A 3,622-nucleotide genomic window follows, 5' to 3' on the forward strand; every position below is an offset into this window, starting at 1 on the left:
GGTCGCTCTCAATCGCAAGGGTGAATCCGGTGATGCGAAAGCGGGCGCCGCTGTGCGTCTCGCGACGAAGGTCGTGCGCGAACGCGGCCATGTCAGCGACGACGATATCAAGGCCGTCCGCAACGCCGGATTCAGCGACGGCCAGATCGTGGAGATCATCGCCGTCGTCGCCGAGAATATCTTCACCACCATACTGAACGTGGTTGCGAAGACGGACATCGACTTCCCCGTTGTTCACGCTGGGGGTGCCGCCTGACGCGACGAGCGGACTGGCGGCCCTTCCAGCCGCCAGCCCGCCTTTCGCATGCGAGGGAGCGACGTGATGCCTTACGGATTCCTTGACGTAGCGGCGACCCCAAGTGTCTGCGCCGCACAGGCTGCGATGGGCAGTGAGCGAGTCTGGCGGGACTTCAAGGGCCATCGCGAGTTCGATAAATTCACGCCCAATGAAGCCGCCTTCATCGCCGGGCGCGACAGTTTCTACATGGCGACCGTCTCGGAGACGGGCTGGCCCTATGTCCAGCACCGCGGCGGCCCACCCGGCTTCCTGAAGCTCGTGGACGAGAAGACGCTGGCATTTGCGGACTATCGCGGCAATCGCCAGTATATCAGCGTCGGTAATCTCGCGGCAGATGACCGCGCCGCGCTGATCCTGATGGACTACGCCGGCCGCGCCAGGCTCAAGATCTACGCGCATGTCGAGCCTGTGCCGCTCGATGCCGACCCGACCCTCGCGGAGCGCGTCACCATGCCGGGTTATAAGGCCAAGCCCGAACGGACCTTGTTGCTGCATCTCGTGGCGTTCGACTGGAACTGCCCGCAGCATATAACCCCACGGTTCACAGAGACGGAGATTGCCGAGGCCGTGCAGCCGCTGCGCGATCGCCTGACCGAACTCGAAGCCGAAAATGCCGCGTTGCAAGCGAAGCTCGGTGCCACGGAAGGAGTGAAATGATGGAAGCCGAACGCCCGCCAGTACCCCCGTTCATCACGGTCGAAGCCGCCGGCCAGAAAGTTCGTCTCGCTGAGGACGCCTGGAACACGCGCGATCCTGAACGTGTGGCGCTGGCCTACACGCCCGATAGTCGCTGGCGGAACCGCGCCGAGTTCCTTGAGGGCCGCGCCGCGATCGTCGCTTTCCTTACCCGCAAATGGAACCGCGAGCTCGACTATCGACTCATCAAGGAGCTGTGGGGGTTCCGCGAAAACCGTATGGCGGTTCGCTTCGCCTATGAATGGCATGACGACAGCGGCAACTGGTTCCGTTCCTATGGCAACGAGCTGTGGGAGTTTGATGAGCGCGGCCTGATGCGTCGTCGTGTCGCCAGCATCAACGATGCTCCGATCCGTGACAGCGATCGAAAATATCACTGGCCATTCGGGCGACGGCCCGACGATTACCCGTCGCTGAACGACCTAGGACTCTAACGAGGTTTGCGTTGACCGCGAAGTGGCGGTGCGTCTGGTTCACATCAATAGGCGACCTTGAACGTCGGGCTGTCCTCCGGCCGCGTGCGTCGGTGATCGTAGATCCGCGTCGTGGCGATGTTGGCGTGGCCAAGCCATTCCTGCACCTTGGCGATGTCGGCCTGGTGATCGAGCGCTTTGGTGGCGGCCGTGGCGCGCAGCGCATGAGCGCCGATCTCAAACCCAAGCTGCGCCGAGTAGGCCCGCACCAGTCGGTAAACGCGGTCCGCCGTGATCGCTTGTTCAAGCCTGCCGGTGCGGTTGTTGCGGACCGGACGGAACAGCGCGCCGCTTTCGTCCACGCCGTGACCGGCGGCGTCCAGGTAATCGTGAATGAGCGCGTTGGTGCCGGGATGCAACGGGAGGTAGCGTGTCTTGCCGCCTTTGCCCGGACACTCTGAGATGCGGGACACCTTTGCGCGCGTTCCGGAAATCCCGAACCTTGAGCTTGCAGAGCTCCTCGCGCCGCAACGCGTGAAACAAGAGCGTCGAGAGAATGGCGCGGTCGCGCTTGCTATTGATCGTATCGTCCGTCGGTGCCGCGAGAAGCTCGCGGGCCTGGTGATCGCCGAGCGCCGGCGTCTTGCCTTCGCCGCTCTCTGTCTTCGGTCGCTCGACGCGCTTCACCGGGTTATGGGTGACGGCGTTCTTGTTGCAGAGATATTCGAACAGCGATGCGAGTGACGCCAACCGGTGGCGGTTGTGCTGCCGCCAAGCCCGCGCTGCGCCAGCGCGTCGCGCCAGGCGATGATGTGGGCGCGCGTCACGATGCGAAATTCCTCCGGCAGCACAATGCCGGTGAAGCGCACGAAACGACATGGCGCGGCCCGCGCACGGCGGCGGCCGGATTGGTCGGCATGATCTGGCCAATGACCATCCAATCGAACAGGTGACGCAACGCGGCCAGGCGCAGCTTCGCCGTCGGCGCGGATCGCGCTCGTCTCAACTGCTCGATGTAGGTGGCGACATGCACGCTCTCGATCGCCGCGAGCTGCGTCACGCCCTTCGCCGCGAGCCAATCGAAGAAATCCGTCGCGGCGCGCGCATAGGCGCGACGCGTGTGCGGATTGCGGATAGTGGGGGTGCAGAATTCACGGAAACGCTAGGCGGTCTTCTCGCCGCCGGCGGCGATGATGGCGGGAACGCGAGCGGCGATGATCGGGGCCAGCTGGTTCACAATGGGTGCTCCGGTTCGAGCACCTTCTCGTAAACGACCTCGTAGGGCACATACCCAACTCGCTCATAGCTCGTTCGCGCTGACGCATTCGACGCAAGCGCGCTAAGGCGCAATCTCACAATGTCCATTTGGCGAAGATGCGTCTCGATAGCTTTCAACAGTCGCGCGGCGATGCCTCGTCCGAGAAAAAAGCGGGCCTGACGCATAGGTCGGAGATGTCGCCAAATCGATTGGAATCCGGCGTCTCCGTAATGACACAATCCCCGACCGACGACGGGCGGCAAGGCTCGTGCAAGTAGGGCGCTAGACGCCGGGCGCCATTGACGACGGTCTGAGTAGATTCCGACCCTATCCTTAGAGATCCTCAGTCAGGTAGGTTTTGCGGGCGCCGCTGGCGCGTAGCACCGGCCGAAGGGACAGACGCGCCGCCGTCCGAGCGACGGGCCGTCGAACCCGAGGTCAGACTACGTTGAGTGCGCCTGTTGTCTTGATTACCGATGGACTCACCGGCACTGCCGTGGTCGCCGTCGCTTCGCCAAGCAGCAGAATCCGGAGGCCTCGAAGCATGTCCATAACGCCCCCGAACGGTCGGAACAGCGTGATGGCGCTCGCGCCGAAGTACGCGCGCCTGCGGGCAGTCCTTGAAAATTCGGCGAAGAACGTCGAGGGCGGCGCCAAGACCGCGCGCTCCGAGGTCGCAGACCTCCAGCGCCAGGCGATCGTGTCCCTTCGGAAATGCGCCGACATCGCGCTCCGTCTCGCCGAATGTCTGGGCGATGGGGCTTGCCCGCGCGATATCACCGGCCTGCATCTCGGGGACTGGAACCGCTGCGACGCCTGCTTCAACGAGCAGGTCAGCCGGTTCTTCGACCAGGCCAGCAAGTTCATGACCGCGATCGCCGCCAGCGCCGAACCGGGCCCGCACGCGTTGCGGAAAGCCGCTGTCGCCGATTCCAACTCCTGCGACGCCTTCCCCGA

General features: G+C 63.9%; 8 protein-coding genes. 5 read left to right on the forward strand and 3 right to left on the reverse strand.

The features are described 5' to 3' along the window. The 3 genes from ACLP2E_RS10150 to ACLP2E_RS10160 form a co-directional block, all read left to right on the forward strand. A partial coding sequence (locus ACLP2E_RS10150; protein WP_442465835.1) for a carboxymuconolactone decarboxylase family protein occupies positions 1-256 on the forward strand: 256 nt, incomplete at its 5' end. A gap of 66 nt (positions 257-322) precedes the next feature. Further along, the gene (locus tag ACLP2E_RS10155) at positions 323-955 is read left to right on the forward strand and encodes a pyridoxamine 5'-phosphate oxidase family protein (protein ID WP_442465836.1); all 633 of its coding nucleotides are present in this window, start codon (positions 323-325) and stop codon (positions 953-955) included. Next, positions 955-1,428, forward strand: coding sequence for a nuclear transport factor 2 family protein (locus ACLP2E_RS10160; protein ID WP_442465840.1), 474 nt, complete (start codon positions 955-957; stop codon positions 1,426-1,428). Before ACLP2E_RS10155 ends, ACLP2E_RS10160 begins: the two co-directional genes overlap by 1 nt. A 44-nt stretch (positions 1,429-1,472) precedes the next feature. Here ACLP2E_RS10160 and ACLP2E_RS10165 read toward each other — a convergent pair whose 3' ends face one another. Further along, entirely contained in the window at positions 1,473-1,880 is a 408-nt protein-coding gene (locus ACLP2E_RS10165; RefSeq protein WP_442465837.1) for a tyrosine-type recombinase/integrase, read from the reverse strand. On the opposite strand from ACLP2E_RS10165, the gene ACLP2E_RS10170 reads away from it, so the two are divergent. Beyond that, positions 1,870-2,151 carry a hypothetical protein gene (locus ACLP2E_RS10170; RefSeq protein WP_442465838.1) on the forward strand — a complete coding sequence of 94 codons (282 nt, stop codon included), beginning with the start codon at positions 1,870-1,872 and terminating at the stop codon, positions 2,149-2,151. The two genes, ACLP2E_RS10165 and ACLP2E_RS10170, sit on opposite strands and share 11 nt — an antisense overlap. A 79-nt stretch (positions 2,152-2,230) precedes the next feature. Here ACLP2E_RS10170 and ACLP2E_RS10175 read toward each other — a convergent pair whose 3' ends face one another. Together ACLP2E_RS10175 and ACLP2E_RS10180 are read right to left on the reverse strand one after the other, a co-directional pair. Continuing rightward, positions 2,231-2,542, reverse strand: a complete 312-nt coding sequence (locus ACLP2E_RS10175) for a site-specific integrase (RefSeq protein ID WP_442465841.1) — start codon at positions 2,540-2,542, stop codon at positions 2,231-2,233. A gap of 98 nt (positions 2,543-2,640) precedes the next feature. Further along, positions 2,641-3,012, reverse strand: coding sequence for a GNAT family N-acetyltransferase (locus ACLP2E_RS10180; protein WP_442465842.1), 372 nt, complete (start codon positions 3,010-3,012; stop codon positions 2,641-2,643). A 233-nt stretch (positions 3,013-3,245) separates the two neighbouring features. On the opposite strand from ACLP2E_RS10180, the gene ACLP2E_RS10185 reads away from it, so the two are divergent. Beyond that, the coding region (locus tag ACLP2E_RS10185) for a hypothetical protein (RefSeq protein ID WP_442465839.1) at positions 3,246-3,622 on the forward strand (377 nt) is incomplete at its 3' end.

This window comes from Rhodoblastus sp., from assembly GCF_052145335.1.
In the GTDB taxonomy this organism is placed as follows: Bacteria; Pseudomonadota; Alphaproteobacteria; order Rhizobiales; family Beijerinckiaceae; genus Rhodoblastus.

Coding starts and splice junctions, on each gene's coding strand:
- ACLP2E_RS10155 (WP_442465836.1), top strand. CDS start 323: ATGCCTTACGGATTCCTTGACGTAGCGGCGACCCCAAGTGTCTGCGCC.
- ACLP2E_RS10170 (WP_442465838.1), top strand. CDS start 1,870: ATGCGGGACACCTTTGCGCGCGTTCCGGAAATCCCGAACCTTGAGCTT.
- ACLP2E_RS10160 (WP_442465840.1), top strand. CDS start 955: ATGGAAGCCGAACGCCCGCCAGTACCCCCGTTCATCACGGTCGAAGCC.